The 15,800-nt window shown below is 44.1% G+C and carries 18 protein-coding genes and 1 pseudogene; 10 read left to right on the top strand and 9 right to left on the bottom strand.

The features are described 5' to 3' along the window. Window positions 1–407 precede the first annotated feature (407 nt). The 9 genes and pseudogenes from NSA57_RS14425 to NSA57_RS14385 all read right to left on the bottom strand — a co-directional run. Window positions 408–1,163 (bottom strand): TRADD-N-associated membrane domain-containing protein, encoded by a 756-nt coding sequence (locus NSA57_RS14425; RefSeq protein WP_016284348.1) that lies wholly within the window; start codon window positions 1,161–1,163, stop codon window positions 408–410. A 59-nt stretch (window positions 1,164–1,222) separates the two neighbouring features. Beyond that, a complete protein-coding gene (locus NSA57_RS14420; protein ID WP_016284347.1) occupies window positions 1,223–2,176 on the bottom strand; it encodes a DUF5677 domain-containing protein in 954 nt (317 codons plus the stop codon). A gap of 36 nt (window positions 2,177–2,212) precedes the next feature. After that, window positions 2,213–2,629: a YjdF family protein gene (locus NSA57_RS14415; RefSeq protein ID WP_016284346.1), complete on the bottom strand. Its 417-nt coding sequence runs from the start codon at window positions 2,627–2,629 to the stop codon at window positions 2,213–2,215. 348 nt (window positions 2,630–2,977) lie between these two features. Then, entirely contained in the window at window positions 2,978–3,607 is a 630-nt protein-coding gene (locus NSA57_RS14410) for a CatB-related O-acetyltransferase (RefSeq protein ID WP_016284345.1), read from the bottom strand. A 169-nt stretch (window positions 3,608–3,776) separates the two neighbouring features. Then, window positions 3,777–4,091 carry a hypothetical protein gene (locus NSA57_RS14405; protein WP_257465202.1) on the bottom strand — a complete coding sequence of 105 codons (315 nt, stop codon included), beginning with the start codon at window positions 4,089–4,091 and terminating at the stop codon, window positions 3,777–3,779. Window positions 4,092–4,110: 19 nt separating this feature from the next. Beyond that, window positions 4,111–5,460 (bottom strand): plasmid recombination protein, encoded by a 1,350-nt coding sequence (locus tag NSA57_RS14400; RefSeq protein ID WP_257465206.1) that lies wholly within the window; start codon window positions 5,458–5,460, stop codon window positions 4,111–4,113. Window positions 5,461–5,830: 370 nt separating this feature from the next. Continuing rightward, on the bottom strand, window positions 5,831–6,808 hold the full coding sequence (locus tag NSA57_RS14395; RefSeq protein ID WP_257465201.1) for an AAA family ATPase: 978 nt from the start codon (window positions 6,806–6,808) through the stop codon (window positions 5,831–5,833). Between the two features lie 99 nt (window positions 6,809–6,907). Beyond that, window positions 6,908–7,297 carry a plasmid mobilization protein gene (locus NSA57_RS14390; protein ID WP_257465200.1) on the bottom strand — a complete coding sequence of 130 codons (390 nt, stop codon included), beginning with the start codon at window positions 7,295–7,297 and terminating at the stop codon, window positions 6,908–6,910. After that, window positions 7,294–7,473, bottom strand: a pseudogene (locus NSA57_RS14385) (tyrosine-type recombinase/integrase); the annotation flags it as partial. The pseudogene NSA57_RS14385 and the gene NSA57_RS14390, both read right to left, overlap by 4 nt. A gap of 256 nt (window positions 7,474–7,729) precedes the next feature. Here NSA57_RS14385 and NSA57_RS14380 point away from each other — a divergent pair. The 10 genes from NSA57_RS14380 (at window position 7,730) to NSA57_RS14335 (ending at window position 15,789) form a co-directional block, all read left to right on the top strand. Continuing rightward, on the top strand, window positions 7,730–8,251 hold the full coding sequence (locus NSA57_RS14380) for a DUF5720 family protein (protein ID WP_257465199.1): 522 nt from the start codon (window positions 7,730–7,732) through the stop codon (window positions 8,249–8,251). Window positions 8,252–8,280: 29 nt separating this feature from the next. Next, complete coding sequence (locus tag NSA57_RS14375) at window positions 8,281–9,153, top strand: DUF6017 domain-containing protein (RefSeq protein WP_117658856.1); 873 nt, start codon at window positions 8,281–8,283, stop codon at window positions 9,151–9,153. Between the two features lie 77 nt (window positions 9,154–9,230). Next, the gene (locus tag NSA57_RS14370; protein WP_257465198.1) at window positions 9,231–10,211 is read left to right on the top strand and encodes a toprim domain-containing protein; all 981 of its coding nucleotides are present in this window, start codon (window positions 9,231–9,233) and stop codon (window positions 10,209–10,211) included. Window positions 10,212–10,224: 13 nt separating this feature from the next. After that, window positions 10,225–10,449, top strand: coding sequence for a hypothetical protein (locus NSA57_RS14365; RefSeq protein ID WP_257465197.1), 225 nt, complete (start codon window positions 10,225–10,227; stop codon window positions 10,447–10,449). A gap of 32 nt (window positions 10,450–10,481) precedes the next feature. Further along, window positions 10,482–10,763: a helix-turn-helix domain-containing protein gene (locus NSA57_RS14360; RefSeq protein WP_257465196.1), complete on the top strand. Its 282-nt coding sequence runs from the start codon at window positions 10,482–10,484 to the stop codon at window positions 10,761–10,763. 4 nt (window positions 10,764–10,767) lie between these two features. After that, window positions 10,768–11,538 (top strand): DUF6674 family protein, encoded by a 771-nt coding sequence (locus NSA57_RS14355; RefSeq protein WP_257465195.1) that lies wholly within the window; start codon window positions 10,768–10,770, stop codon window positions 11,536–11,538. A 31-nt stretch (window positions 11,539–11,569) separates the two neighbouring features. After that, window positions 11,570–12,472, top strand: a complete 903-nt coding sequence (locus tag NSA57_RS14350) for a hypothetical protein (protein ID WP_257465194.1) — start codon at window positions 11,570–11,572, stop codon at window positions 12,470–12,472. A gap of 126 nt (window positions 12,473–12,598) precedes the next feature. Next, window positions 12,599–14,527 (top strand): LPD1 domain-containing protein, encoded by a 1,929-nt coding sequence (locus NSA57_RS14345; RefSeq protein ID WP_257465205.1) that lies wholly within the window; start codon window positions 12,599–12,601, stop codon window positions 14,525–14,527. An 18-nt stretch (window positions 14,528–14,545) separates the two neighbouring features. Beyond that, window positions 14,546–15,376, top strand: coding sequence for a hypothetical protein (locus NSA57_RS14340; RefSeq protein ID WP_257465193.1), 831 nt, complete (start codon window positions 14,546–14,548; stop codon window positions 15,374–15,376). Continuing rightward, a complete protein-coding gene (locus NSA57_RS14335; RefSeq protein WP_029731783.1) occupies window positions 15,373–15,789 on the top strand; it encodes a DUF3846 domain-containing protein in 417 nt (138 codons plus the stop codon). The genes NSA57_RS14340 and NSA57_RS14335 overlap by 4 nt, the downstream gene beginning before the upstream one ends. Window positions 15,790–15,800: the final 11 nt, after the last annotated feature.

The following is a 15,800-nucleotide window of genomic DNA, read 5'->3' as shown; positions in this document are numbered from 1 at the left end:
TGTGAATTGTCAAGGTGCTCCGACTACTGAAAAGTAGTCGGGGATTTTTCTATCATACCTAAAAATTAAGCGCTTACTATTTTTCTCATAAAATACGCAAAAAAACCTTGCCGACTTTCAGCTTCATTTCTGAAAATCAGCAAGGTTTTTCTGTTATTGAAGTATTCTGTTATTCAGTGAGTAATACCCGAAATGTTGCCAAATCGTTGCCAACGCTTAAACAATTTTGCTTGCAACCCTCATAAATAAAGGCTTTTCCAAGTCCGTTTCATCACTCGAACTCCTCGGCGGATAGCTTGAACTGACTGTTTTTCCCTCATTTTTCAAGCATTTATTATCCATATTCTTCAAAAATTGCTCTCGTATTTGTGCCAATCAAAATTTTTAGAGCCAAAATAGAGCCATTACTATGTATTACTATTTTGTTTCAACGCCACAATTTGCTTTGAAATTTCAGATAAGGTTGCTTCCCTTAGTTCTTCATTTTCTATTTTATTTGCAATTGAATTAGCAAGCAGAAGATTATTACTCTCTGCAAATTTAGCATGAAACCTTACAGCTGCATCAACATTTTGTGTATACATTTTTATAAAAATTGCCCCTACAAAATCAACAATAATACCACTTATATTTCCTACAAATAATAAAATCCTATCTGAATTCAAATATACATATAAAACTAAGCTAGCTACTACTATCAATATACCCAAAATTATCATCACAATTCCAAGCCCGGAAAGAAACCTTGTTTGAGACAAATTCATATCATAATATCTCATTAAATCTTTTTGATTCAATTTAAACATTTTCTCTGCCCTTAGTGCCCTTTTACTTGGATCTATTTCTGAAAATTCCTCTTCTTCTTTTTTTGCTTCTTCTTCTAACTTTTCTCTTTTCTTCGCTGATTTCCAATCAACAAAACAGCTTACAGCAGCAGCAAAACAAATTACCATTAGGACAATGATAGTCCAAAATAATATTTTACAAATAGCATATTGATAGTAATGGTATACTCCCCATGCTCCAATTCCTAAAAGCAATCCACAAATTATACCACCCTGAAGCCCGTTCATCGCTTTTTTAGATTCGCTTTGGTCTTTTGATTTATTTTTTTTAGTATCTTCTTGTTCTTCATTTTGTTCACTGATAATATCTTCTTCCATAGTTTTCCCCTTTATAAAGTTTGATTATATAGCAATGCTATTTATAATCATGTAACCTTTTATTCATTGCCATCTTGAAGAATTTCTTTCCCAAGCAAAAAAAGCGTCAACATATTTTCAAAAATTGTTTTATCCTTTAATCCTCGGGTATATTCTGAAACAAACATAACAATATATATTTTCAAAAAATGTATAACTTCTTCTATTCCTTCATCGCTCGGAGAAGTATTCCAAAATGTTTTTCCTCTCTGTTCTTTGGCACTATCCAAGCTTTCTAATGAAGAAAACAAACTTCCATGCACAAAATTACATGCCATTTTATACATATTTTCATATTGATTATAATCCGTCAAAGAAATCAAATCTCGAAATTGAATATTGCTTTTGTCATTTATATGAGGTAACAACACCCTTGCCCATCCATTATCTTTTTTGTATCCTTTTTCATAATTAAACTGATCTATAAATTCTTCAATTTTATTCATTCTTTCCTCTGTTGAAATTGCCTTTGCCATCTTCAAACTTTGAACATTACAATGTCTGCAAAATCTTTCGGCTAAAACATCTGTATTCTTATTTATAATACTAATATATACCCCCAATTCATATAACGTCCTCGTCCTTGCCAAAGCACAATCCGAGTAACCATTCGCCAATAGAAACAGTACTTCTCTAAAGACTTTTAAATACATCATATAGAGCCGTATCCTTGCTTCTGCTTTCCACCCAGGTACGGTTCCCAGTTCTTTATTTAACTGTCTAAACATTCTTTCATCTAATAGATAATACGCAATATAGAACCGTTTTACTTTATCACTTTCATTCTCAATACAAATCCCCAAATCAGCTACTGATATTTCCTTTTCAAGCATCATTAAAATATCTAAATATCTATCTACTAATGTTTCTTGATACTCTTCTTTTATGCTACCATCTTCGAGTAGAACACTCTTTTCTAGTTCAATACACTTCTCAATGACATTATTCACTATATCTCGTATTCTTTTCTCCATTCTTTTACTTCCTTTAAATTAGTTATTCCAATACCATTACCTGCCTCTATGCTTTTCTTTCCTTTTCTGCTGTTTCAATTCAAACTGCCGCTGTTTCTCCACTTCCCGCCGTTTTCGACTCACTATCTTGCGTTCAGTTTTCAACTGCTCCTGCTGTAATTTCAAAGCCTGTTGCGATTTTGTTCCTATCCCGGTATTCTGTACCTGTTTCCGCACTTCACGTTGTACCCGTTTAGGATTGCGACCTATTTCTTTTACATCAGTTGCCACAGCCGGACTAAATCGTAGCCGATAGTAATTTTTCAGAATAAAATCATAAATCTCATAGTCCTTTGGTTCTGCACCAAACGTAACCTTACACACAGATAGCTTCCCATCTGATACACGTTCAAACACTCCCACCCAAAATGGTTCCTCAAAAAATACTGTCAACTTTCCTGAAACTTTGTCCATGACAATTCCTCCTTAAAATAATTGTACTGAACAAAGAACGGACGACCCTAAGGAGGGAGGGCTACTTACACCAAAATGGTGCGACTGGACTACCTACCAGTTCTACAAGATTACCTTGCGTTGTGTTTTTATCTTTGCTCCTATATATTATCACATAACTGCTTATTTTTCCATAAAAATGTGGCAATCCGCTTAATACTGCAAACTGCCACATTACTACATTTCTCTTATCTGTTTTAACTTACATGGTGCTAGCACCATGTTCAAATCATTGCTAAGGAAAAATCATTTGCATTTCTTTCAGACAAGAAATTGTAGAAAAGTAAATTTCCGCAATAATATTACAAATTATTCCAAATCCCCAATTCTACCAGATTGAATCGCCGCAATGTTTTTCTTAATCCTGTTTTCAGACCACTTCCACCATTGAAGTTTCAATAATTCAGAAATCACATCGTCCGAGAACCGCTTTCGTATTGGTTTTGCAGGAACACCTCCAGCAATCGTATAAGGCGGTACATCTTTTGTAACAACTGCTCGTGTACCAATAATCGCTCCATCACCAATTGTTACACCAGATAGAATAACTGCTTCAAAGCCAATCCAAACATCATTGCCAATTACAATATCGCCCTTGTTATCCCATGCGCTTGTAATCTCTTTTACGTCTAATCCCCATTCCTCGAAAAATATTGGAAATGGATATGTTGAAAGTGAATACATTGCATGATTTGCACTGGTAAACAAAAACTTTGCTCCACAGGCGATAGAACAGAACTTGCCAATTTGTAGCTGATCTCCATTAATCGGGTAATGATATAATACATTATTCTTTTCAAATTCCCATGGATCATGCACAAAATCGTTATACATTGTATAATCGCCAATTTTAATTCTGTCACTGGTAATCACGTTTTTCAAATAAACTGTTTGGGTATCACCTGTCCGGGGATAAATTTTGTTCTCCGATATAGTCATTTTGAAATCCTCCATATTCTGATAGTTATTATGCGACTATATCGGTTACTACAATGCAGCGTTTCACTTTTTTACCTCCTCAACCAAATTTACAGATTTGATTATACCACTCCCTCTCTCCATTTACCACAAAAATATAGGGCATAGCAACCGCCACACCCTACATATATTATCGTTCCAACGACTTCTCAATCTTCCACTTCTGCCCTTTCAAGTCATTCTGCTTCTCATACAGATTATTCCGCTCTTTGCACAGTTCTTTCATGCGCTCCAATTGCGCCCGTACTCCCTCATGGCAATCCGGCTCTATCTTTTTATATTCTCCGGTCAGATTGCGGATTGTATTATTGTTTTCCTTTATCTGCTCTGACAGGCATACCCAGTCTATCAGATTTTGCACTTCCCTGTCCGTTTCGTAAAGGTCTGTATCTGCTACGATTTTAGCACACAGCCGTATCATAACTTTCTTCTCCATATCCGTCATATCCTATCAATCCCCTTTCCTATCGGCTCATTTCAAAGGCACGTTTCGGGCGTTTCATTGCCCTTTCTGCCTGTTCTAACGCCTTTGACTGTTCCACTATCGACTGCACCTGCTCTCTGCCTAAATGACGCTCCAAACGCCCCAAATCAGACACTTTTTCCTGCAATCGGTCTATGGTATCGTTCTGCTCCATAACCTTATCCGTCAAACGGCTAATGTGTTTCTGTTGCCCGTCTACTTTGGCAGTCAGCTTCCTGCTTTGCTCCATAAGCTGTACGCATTTGATAGTCAGATTTTTAACGACCTCTTTCAATTTCTCCACAAGCGGAAGTGCTTTTTTATCCCGATAATTCTTTGCGCTCATCAATGCCCCCGGCTCTGCCAACTGCCATTTTACATCTTCATCATAGGCGTGAATGTTGCGCTCCATAACCTCTTTTGACTGCACCATTTTGTTGATTTCCTGCTGTAACTTTTTCTGCTGTTTTTCCAACTTTTCATTTTCAGATAGCAACTTTTCCTTATCTTCTGTCAGTGTTTCCGTCTGCTCTTTGAGAAGATGATTTGTAGCGGAAAGTTTTGATACTTCCTGCCGGATTGCTTCGCTCTCTTTCCGTATCTGCTCCGTTTCCTGCCCTGCCGTTATCTGCTGATGAAGAATATCGGATAATTCCTCTTTACTGCCGGAAATTGTCTGCTCCAGTTCAGCAACTTCTTTTGCACGTTCCTTTTTCTCAAAGTCCAAAACGGATAAATGTTTCTCATGTGTTCCCTTTTTCTCCCACTCAATACCATGTTGCAACATAATCTCCGCAAGCCGTTCCTTTTCTGCCGCTACCCACTGGTTACGCTCTGTTTCACTCCTTGTACCGCCTTTAAAACCAAGTTCTGCCAGTGCCTTTTTTAATGATACCCTTGTATCAAGTCCCCGCTTGCTTCCAGTCGTATAGGGTATAAAATCTATATGCAGATGTGGCGTTGCTTCGTCCATGTGGAGATAAGCAGAGAAAACTCTCAATGTAGGATTGCGCTGTTGGAAGTCCTGCATATATTTATCAAGTATTTTTGCCGCAAGCTGTCCGTCCTCTGTCTTTGCCCCCATATCTTCCTTATTACCTATCTGCAAAATAATCTCATGGAACGGCTTTTCCTGTTTGCCGGAACAGATTTTCTCATAGTAATCATCAATTCGGCGGTCACTTCTGGTTTGCTTTTCATTGTATCGGGCAAGTGCTTCATCAAATAATTCATGGTATACATCTTTGATATTCTCATTGCAGTATTCCACATTCAGACAACTCCGTTCCGGGTCAGTGTTCTTTGCATGGAATTTTCTGCTGTTGTGGTTGACAGAGCCTTTCCCTGTCATAACGCTGATTGTCCGCTTCAATAAATTTCCCTTTCTCCCTATCGGGTAATGAGCGCCGGATACGGCGCACAGCCTTTGTTACTTTCTGCGAAAGTAACGCAAAAGCACTTTTGTCAGCTACGCCAACAAAAATGCAACCCGCAAGCGGGTTTTGCGCCCTGCCGGGGGCTAGCTGTCCGTTGGACAGCATACCGTCCTTACGGACGGGGCGGCTTTTCGCCGCCTTGTTACCGCCGCTTTCTGGCTCTCTCCCAACAGCGCAACATTGCAATGTCTATAATTTTTGCAACCTTGCAATCTTCAAAAACGCAATTCCAAGACTGCAAAATTCTAATACCCTGCATTGTTGCGCTGTTGCCTTGTCTGTCTGTTACAGACTGATTTTATCCAGTTCCCAATACCATGTATTGTTTATCCGCTTTGCCCGGACACCTAACTCTTTCTTCGCATTTTCCAGTGTCCGCTTTGATATGCCCTGTTCGTCCGCTAGATTGAAAATCTCATTGCTCTGCATGGCATTGTTTGTTTCTGCCAGTTCCCTAAGCAGACGCTTCGCCTGTTCCATTTTATTTGCTTTTGGAGCAATGCCGCCTAACACTTCATCAGCGGTAATCTCATAATCTCCTAGCCACTCAAAACCGTCCTCCGACAGTGCAAACGCTTTTGGGTGTCCGAACGCAGCAAGGTTGTTTTTAATCTGCACCACAGCCCTTATATTTTCTTCTCCCTCAACCCTGCCGACTAAGAGAACGCTTCTTGCGACTGCGAAGAAATCTATCGAACCCATTCCTCGATACGCCGCCTTATTTCCTGCCGCCTTGTTCATGTGACCGACAAGGACAATCGCACACTGGTATTTCTCTGCCAATGCCGCCAACTTCTTTGTCATGTCCCTTGCTTCATTCGCACGGTTCATATCCATACCGCCGCCCAAATAGGCTTGTATTGGGTCTAAAATCAGCAGCTTTGCACCTGTCTTTATAACAGCTTCTTCCAGCCGTATATCTATCATAGAAAGGGATTTTATCCTTTCGTCAATGACAGAGATTTTCTCACAGTCTGCCCCTGCCTGTTCTAAACGGGGCTTTACCGTATCGGCAAGACCGTCCTCCGCACTCTGATAGATTACATTCAAAGGCTCTGTAAAATTCATTCCACTGTCTAAATTTTCTCCCTTAGACAGTTTCGCCGCTATATTCAGAATAAATGTTGTCTTTCCGTCGCCCGGGTCGCCTTGAATAATTGTCAGCTTGCCATAGGGGATAAATGGAAACCACAGCCAAGAAACTTCCTGCGACTGTATCTCCGACAATTTAATCAACTGTAATTCGATTTTTGTTTCTTCCATAATGCCCTCCATTTCTGAAAAATCGTTGCCACTGGAAGAAACCTCTGCTATACTGATATTGTGATTGTTGATAACAGAGGTTTTCCAGTTATCACAGCCCTAACAGTTGCCGCTGTCGGGGCTTTTTTCTTCTCCGTTGGTGCTTCCCTGCCACAGATATTTTGCTCCGTCCAACACCCACAGGATAGCTTTCAGCATATCAAGACAGTCATTCCGCATATCTTCCAATCCCTCCGGCGTTAAATCAATCTCTGTCTTTTCAAACTGTTCTGTCACTTCCCGGATATTTGTCTGCATTATCTTTAGTTCCTCTACCAACTGATAAATCAGTTCTTTTTTACCAACCACGCACACCCGGTTATAAATGCAGGAACGGACAAAATAATCTTTCTTAGAAAGTCCGCTTGCTAAAATCTTTGCTTCGATTTCTTCCCTCTCTCTGGGGGAAATGCGAAAGCTGATTGTTGGGTATTTATGCACTCCACTCATTCTTCTTCCTCCCTGCTGTTCTCAATCTCCAATTTATCTGCAAGTTCCCCCTGCTTATTGGGATATAAATGTGAATAGGTATTTAATGTTGTTTCGATTTTCTCATGCCCTAACCGTTCCGCAATCGCTAATGGCGTAAAACCCATTTCCACGAGTAACGAAGCGTGGGAATGCCGTTACGGTATAATAACGACAAACAGAAAAAGCCTTTATTTTCAAGGGGTTTGAGCGTTTGTCGTCTTTTATTCAATTCCTTTTCCAAGCTGAAAATTGACGAAAACTATAAAGAAAAAAGGAGGCTGTTTTATTAACGACAAAATTTAATAGTGCCAGCGGTCCGGCTTTATGTCTGACCGCTGATTGCCGTGGGCGTTTCACTTTTAAGGTGGGCGCCCTTTTTTCATACCTATTTTCAAGAGAAAGGAGATCCCCATGGAATTAAACGAAATGGAAAAAAAGCTGCTCTTTCAGGTGGAGGGCGATTATCAGACAAAGATCCTGAATGAACTTTATATGACCGTGCGGTATTCAAATAATTCCGAACAGCGGGAGGCGGCAGAAGGTCTTATGGCAAAACTTCGTGTTCTGTCAAATGCAGAGTGCATGGACTTGGTAAAAGATATTCAGAAGAATTACCGTCTGCCCTATCCAGCCCGGACGATTGGAGAAAAGATCGCCGAGGCCAGACAGCAATCAGGTGCAGAAAAATTGAAGGGGCATGACATCATGGCACTTGAACGCTTTGACCCGGAGGTAAGGCACATGATCGTTTTTGATGTATTGTCTTACGATTCCTCTGTTGGCGACAAAGGCGATAAGATGCGCTTGTTCCTTACAGATGCCGGCTATCAGAAATTTTTAGAGAGCCAGGAACGGGGCGAAGTGAAACTGAAAAACCATGCGAAGGTCTCTGGCGGTCATCTCCATTATGACCACAGGGATCATGCCTTGTAACGGAATAGTCGAAGAAAGGAGGCGATACAATGGCAGTATTCCGTGTAGAGAAAACAAAGGACTTTACGATAATGAGCAATCACCATCTGCGCAATACGGAGTTGTCCTTAAAGGCAAAGGGGCTTTTATCACTTATGTTGTCGCTGCCGGAAGATTGGGATTATACCACGAAGGGACTCGCCCATATCTGCAAGGACGGTGTGGATTCTATCACTACTGCCCTGAAGGAACTGGAGCGGCATGGTTATCTCACCAGACAGCGTCTCCGCTATGATAACGGGCAGTTGGGAGACATTGAATATACGATCCATGAGCAGCCTGTAAGCACCGAAAACACAGGGCTTTCACCTAAACGGGAAAATCCAAGACAGGTAAAACCTGAACAGGCAAAACCTAAACAGGCGGAACCTGAACAGGCAAATCCGGTACAATTAAATACTAATCCATTAAAAACAAAAAAATCAAAAAAAGATAAATCAATAACTTATCCATCAATCTATCCGGCAGAGCCGGAAGCGGCAAGCCGCACGGATGGGATGGATCGGATAGAGCTGATAGAAGCCTATCGTGAAATCATCAAAGAAAATATCGAATATGACTTACTGGTCTTACGGTATGGCAGGGAACGTCTGGACGAAGCCCTTGAACTTATGCTTGAAGTGATTTTGTCGAAACGCCCTTACATTCGCATTGCCGGAGATGATTTTCCGAGGGAGATCGTCAAGAGTCGGTTCCTGAAGATCAATTCCGGCCACTTAGAGTATGTCTTTGACTGTATCGACAAGAACACTACGAAGGTCGGAAACATCAAAGCCTACCTGTTGGCGGCGCTGTATAATGCCCCGGCTACAATGGACAGCTATTACCGTGCCGAGGTCAATCACGACCTGTACGGCTGTTAGACACCTTTGGGTGTCTTTTTTCATTTCATCACAGAAAGGAGGCAAAGCACAATGAAAAGAAACACTGTGCTGGTACTATGCCCGGCGTAACCAAAGAACAGATTCAGGCAGCGCGGGAAGCTGACTTGTTTACTTACCTGCAATTCCATGAACCCGGCGTGCTGAAACGGGATGGACCTAATTTCCGGCATAAGGAGCATGACAGTCTGGTATATGTGACCGGGAAAAGGTACTGGTACTGGAACAGCCGCGGACGGAGTATCAATGCGCTGGACTACCTGATCCAGATTCGGGGATATGGTCTTGTGGATGCGGTTCATGCTCTGGTAGGTGGCGAAATCCGACATACACCGGCTTACCGAAGTACGGCAGAAATACAGGTATCAAAAGAACCGGAAAAGAAAGCATTCTCTCTCCCCTGGGCCAGACGTTGCGCGACCGCTGCGGTCTCCTATTTGCAGAAACGGGGGATCAGCTCAGAAGTCATTCGCCAGTGTTTACAAGCCGGGATTTTTTACGAAGCCCGGTATCATGGAGAACCGGTTTGTGTGTTTGTAGGGAAAGATGATTCCGGGAAAGCGAAGTTCGCCTGTATGCGCAGTATCAGTGGCAATCTCAAAAAGGATGTCTATGGCAGCGACAAAGGATATAACTTTTGTTATCCCCCGCAAAGTCCGGGCAGCCGGCATGTGGCAGTTTTTGAAGCTCCTATTGATGCGCTTTCCCATGCAACACTTCAAGAGCTGGAGGGATGGAAATGGAATGGTTATCGCTTGTCTTTGGGAGGTACTTCCCATGTGGCGCTGACTTCTTTCCTGGAACGCCACCCGGAGATCCGGCGTGTTACCCTTTATATGGACCACGACCTTGCCGGATTTGTCAATGCCCGGAAAATAAAGACCATGCTCTACGAGGATAAACGTTTCCGTCATATCCGGGTAAGTGTCAACCCTCCCCGGATGGGAAAAGATTACAATGAAAAATTGTTGCAGGTTCGGGAACAACTGCAAACCAGCCAGCACCAACGCCGCCCAAAAGAGGCGGCTGTTTCAATTTAGGGAGGATTTCAACATGAATGGATCTCAACAGATCTGCTTTACAGACAGCGCCGGAAAAACGCTGTTTTCCATTCCTGACAATGGTTTACTCTGCCTGTTCTATGGAAACGGAGACAGGCATTTTGCTGTTTGCCATCGTCTGGATGATACCCATGCAAAAATTGACGGGGTAAATTATTCGCTGCCGGACTTTGCCAAAAGGATGAAACACAACCAGATCAACTTTGCCCCGGCATAAGGCTGGCAAACAAATAACAGGAGGATTTGAAAATGAAAAAAATTGAAAATACCGCTTTGCAGATGATTGCCGAGGCTTCCCGGTGTCCAGACTACGGCCCCGATATGGTTAAATCGCTGATGAAAAAGCTGGACATGAACGAAAAGGGCTTTGCGCTTTTGATGAATGTTGCCCCATCTACAGTGCGTCTTTGGACCAGCGGAGCTGCACAGCCCTGCGGCACAGCAAAACGCCTCATGCAGATTTATGAAACCGGTCCGGAGATTGTCGGCAAGATTACCGGAGGTCAGCTACCGGCAGATGGGAGGGATTGATTAAATGGCGGAGACAGATAGCCAGCCGATTGCGGAAAATGAGCAGGTCAAAGAGCTGCTTGCTCTCCTAAAAGACAACAATACACCGGGATATGAAGAATTTGCCAAGTTGATCGAGCATGTGACCGGGATGGAGCAGCGTCTTTCGGAGGCAACCGAGGAACTAAAGGCGGTGCGTCAGGAAATGCAGGGGTTACAGAACCATTCCCTGAAAGATGCTCTCCAAAAGAGCTGTAAAGCTATGGAGACGAATATTTCCGTTATGCGTCACCGTCTTTCCGAACTCAAAGGCCAGATCATAAACGGGTGCAGGAATATCCTTGCCGATTTCAGGGAACGCGGTGCTGTCGCTTTGAATGGGATCACACAGTTTTTACATGTCAGACCAGCGTTGGAATCCATTCAAAATGCAGCAGAAAAAAGTATGCAGGCCAGCAACAGGGCTGTTGCCAGAATTGACGCTTTCAGTACGGAATACCACGAAATGGGGCGGCATCTCAAAAATATGGGCCGTACCATTCAAGGAAAACCTGTGGAGACAGACGCAAAAGAAAATGGAAAGGTTGCCAGAGTGTTCAAAGGTGCTTTCAAAGTGGAGGGCGCCCTTATATTCTCCATTAACCGTAATGCGGAATGGGCACTTAATACCCTTGCCCGTTTGGAACAGACTGCGGAAAGGCGCCCTTCTGTTTTGGAAGCAATGCGGGAACAGGCAGCAAAAACGGAACCGGCAAAAAAGCAGCCGGCACCTTCCCATGATAAGGAAAGCCGGTAATTGTAAGGTTCACATGAAAGGAGGAATTTGATTGAATCAGGAACCACTACCGCAGATTCATTTGATCCGCGATACAGACTTATCCGTCTTTGCGTATGAGATCCATATTTTTGCCGGAGATTTTCTTAGGGAATGCGAATTTAATATGCGTTCTCTGGCGACAAATACCGGGGCTGATTCCATTGCCATCATGGGGAAAAATCACATGTGGCTTTCCGACGCTTTGTTTGCTTATTGTTCTACGGCGGATCTTCATCAAATGATCTTAACAACGGAGTTCATCGGAGCGAGGGCTTTCCTGTTTCATATGGATCGCAGAGAGGGCGGTCACTTGTACGGAGATGTCCTGATGATGGATTTAGACACGCTGCGGCAGGATATAAAAAGAAATATCCTCTATCCCTGCGGCGTCAATATCGAACGCAAAGATGGTTCAGCGGCTACGGTCAGCCTGAAAGAATGGACTGAAATGGAGCTTTACGAAAAAGATGCTCTGAAAAGTTGGGGATTTTCTTATGCCCCGAATCAAGTTACGGAATGGCAGTACCACTATTCCACGATGTTCAGACAGTGGATGGATCAGGCATTTCGTTATATGCCCCAGGATTTAGAAGAACGCCTGAATATGCAATATATGGAGACAGCCCAGAACCCGGATATGGATAAGTACCGCATACCACAGGGAACGGCAAAGCAGATGCTTCTTTATGACGAAGTCCCTGTGTATCGCCTTCTTCCATCCGGTTCGGAGAAAATTGCGCCCATCGCGGCAATCTCTACGGGCCTGTGGTATGAAAATTACCGGGAGTTTGCCATTGCACCGGAGGATTTAGGCGCTCTGGACAAACTGATCCGCAGGGAAACCGACCGGCTCACAGGAAACCTCCCACAACTTCACAAAAACGAAGAACGCTGCCCTGCCCCGGAGCGATAAGAATTTTACACTGACTGGAGGTGATGAAGATTGGCAGGAGTGCATGAAGATTTCGGCGAAAAGATTGGCGGTGCGAAAAAAGACCTGTGGAAAGACCGCGGGCTGTATGCAGATGATCTGGAAGCCATGAATGAGCGCGAAGCCGAAAAATTTGTGAAAAAGGATAATGTCTGGAAAAAGCCGGACTATGCAGCCATGATGGAGGAAGGGATTCCTCTTGGCGTGGTCTATTTTATTAAAAAAGCAAGGGACGGCTTAAACGCTTCCCCTCAGTATTACCGCACGGATGACACCCAGGAAAAACGGACCGCGAGACAAAAGGAATATATAAAAACAGTCCGGGAATTGCAGACAGTGCTTTCAGATGTCCGTACTGTGGAGGATGCTGTGAGAGCCTATGACCGCTTTTTCGTTGACAATGGATATTTAGAAAAGGTACAGGGCTGGGGAAGCGGAATCCATTACCGGGCAACGAAAAAGGGACAGGACAATCCCGTGATTACAAACAAATTGTCCAATACCATGCTGATCCGCTCGGCTGAATATTTTGAGCGCAACTTTACTCAGAAAGCAAAAAAGGAACAGTTTTGTGTTTCCAAAGAGCAGAAAATACCGAAAGGTTATGCGATCCACTTCAATGACGGGAAACATACCTATTCTAAAAATGAGGACTGGAAACCCGGTACCTACTATGTGACAAAAGGCTATTCGATCCTGCGGACCAATTTTGAGACCAAAGAAGCTGCCCTGAAATGGGTGCAGGAACTTGCCAAAGGCAGGAACAAAAACGGAAAGATCCGGTTTGTCCCTCCCCAGCTCGCCCATGTCAAACGTACCGGGCCGGATTACCGGAATGGTGTGGAGATCACCGGACAGCATTATCTTGATACATTTGGGTTCCGCGGCGGCGAGTTTGGAAACTGGATGAACCAGAACGACCGTCAGACCTCCCTTAACATGGGATTTGAAGCACTAAAGGATCTGGCGTCAGCCCTTAAGATCAGCGATAAAGATATTGCTTATCAGGGAACGCTTGCTATTGCTTTTGGTGCAAGAGGCAGCGGCAATGCTGCGGCTCATTATGAACCTTTGCGTACAGTCATCAATCTTACGAAAATGCACGGGGCCGGTTCGCTGGCACATGAATGGTGGCATGGACTTGACGATTATCTTGGTACAAAGATGGGCGCAAAAGGGATGCTGTCAGAACAGCCCCGCCTCTATGCGCCGTTCCAAAAACTCATTGACACCATGAAGTATAAACCTGAAACACCGGAACAGGCAGCAAAGCGCACGGAAGCACAAACAGAACGCACCCGGAAAAATGCGGCAAGCTGGCTGGATTCCTCGGTTCTTGCCTCCCTGAAACGGTATGGCAATGAGGAACAGATGGAAACCTACGCAGTCTTGCGGGAAGCATTTTTGTCCGGCGAACCCGGCTCTGTGGAACAGATCAGCGCATTTAAGAAGAATGTTACCGGTCGGGTAATTCCCAAAAGTGAACGGGAACGGCTGGAAATTTTTGAGCGTATGCTTTCCGGGATGCAGGCGCAGGAAGCTCCGCAGATTGGACGGACGGAAACTGATTTTTACCGTAATTCGGTACGCATGGGGAAAGAATGTGAAAAAGACGGCGGTTATTGGGACAGCAATGTGGAAATGACAGCCAGAGCCTTTGCCTGTTATATCAAGGACAAACTGCCCTATACATCGGATTATCTGGCAGGCCATGCCGACTGTGCCCTTACCCTGGTTTCCGGTAAAGACGGAGAAATGGAGGTATTGAAAGCCTTCCCTGTGGGGGAAGAACGCCGTGCGATCAACGCCGTTTTTGACGAGATCATTCAGGATTTGAAACGGGAACAGCTATTGACCCATGCCGATGTAACGCTTCCCCTCTCTGTTTCTGAACTTCGTGAGGCGGCGGACGGGCAGCTATCCATGTTCGGCGTCGGCCGTCCTTCCGTGATGGATCAGCTTGCGGCAAACAGGCCGGCAGATAAAAAATCACCGGCACAGACGTTTTCCAGAAAAAACCACGAGCCGGAAATATAGCAGGAGGTGAACAGCATTTTGGAAGAAAATAAAGATTATCATGCCTACCGGTATGGCGACCACTTGACGCCGGGATCAGAGCTTAAAATTGAACACAGCGTAGTTTGTGAAAATGTGGATATTTCTACTCTGATCACAATGGGAACAGATAGCCTGGAAGCCATGCGCCAGGGAAGTATCGACGGGGAGCAGAAAGCCTATGAAATCGTGGTGGCTGCCGCAAAACAATGGGAACAGCAGGCAGCGGCAACACAGACGATCAACCGGGCTTTGGAATATCTTCGTACACCGGAGATCGAGCATACCGGCAACCAGTGGAAAGACACCGATAACTGGAGGGCGGATCAGAAAATCAGCAACCGGGTCTATCAGATGACCTGCAGTATTTGGGAAGATACGAAATATGACCGGGAAACCAAACAAAGTGTTCCGGTTGCCTGGTATGTGACGTGGGAAGTCCGTATTCATTCCCCAAAGCAGGGATATGGAGCAAAGATTGCCGGACAAAACCAGAAACGATATACAGATAAGAATGCAGCCATAAAATACCTGGACGGGCGAAAGAAAGCCTATTCCCATTTATTCACGGAAATTTCCCCGCCAATCCCGAAAGAATATGAGCACCATTTTATGGTCCACGGTACTCTTTTACCTGGCTATACGGTTGAAGGACTGGAACAGGCCAAAACGGAACATGCCGCCGCCGAGGTTTCGGAGGGCGGTATTTTTACACCCGAAAACCGGGAGAAGCCTTCCGTCCTGGGGAAGCTCTCTGTGGCAAAAACTCAGGAAAAAACGCCAGCCGCTCCCGGTACGGCAATGAAAAAGAAGGAGGATATACAATTATGAAAGTGTTAATGGTAGAGCCGGGCAAGTCCCCTTATGCTGCGGAGATTGAAAGTGGTCTGAAATCCTTGCAGGCGGCAGTGGGCGGAGATATTCAAGCGGTCTATCCGTATGAGGACCCGGTGGCTCTGATCTGTAATGAAGAAGGCAAGCTGATGGGGCTGCCTCTGAACCGGGCTCTCTTTGACGATGACGGCCACATCTATGATATTGTGTCCGGGAATTTTCTGATCGTTGGTCTTGGTGAGGAAGATTTTACAGACCTTTCCCCGGACTTGATGGAGAAATACGGGGAGCAGTTCAAGTACCCTGAAAAATTTGCAAGGATTGCCGGCGAGATCATTGCAGTCAAGCAGCCTGCAACCAATGAACACCGGGAAAAACCGATGATGCACCATTCCGGCCCGGATTTGTAGAAAGAAAGGAG

The sequence above is a fragment of the Blautia caecimuris genome (assembly GCF_024622975.1).
Taxonomy (GTDB): domain Bacteria; phylum Bacillota; class Clostridia; order Lachnospirales; family Lachnospiraceae; genus Blautia_A; species Blautia_A caecimuris.
This window is presented reverse-complemented; position numbering and strand designations above follow the sequence as displayed.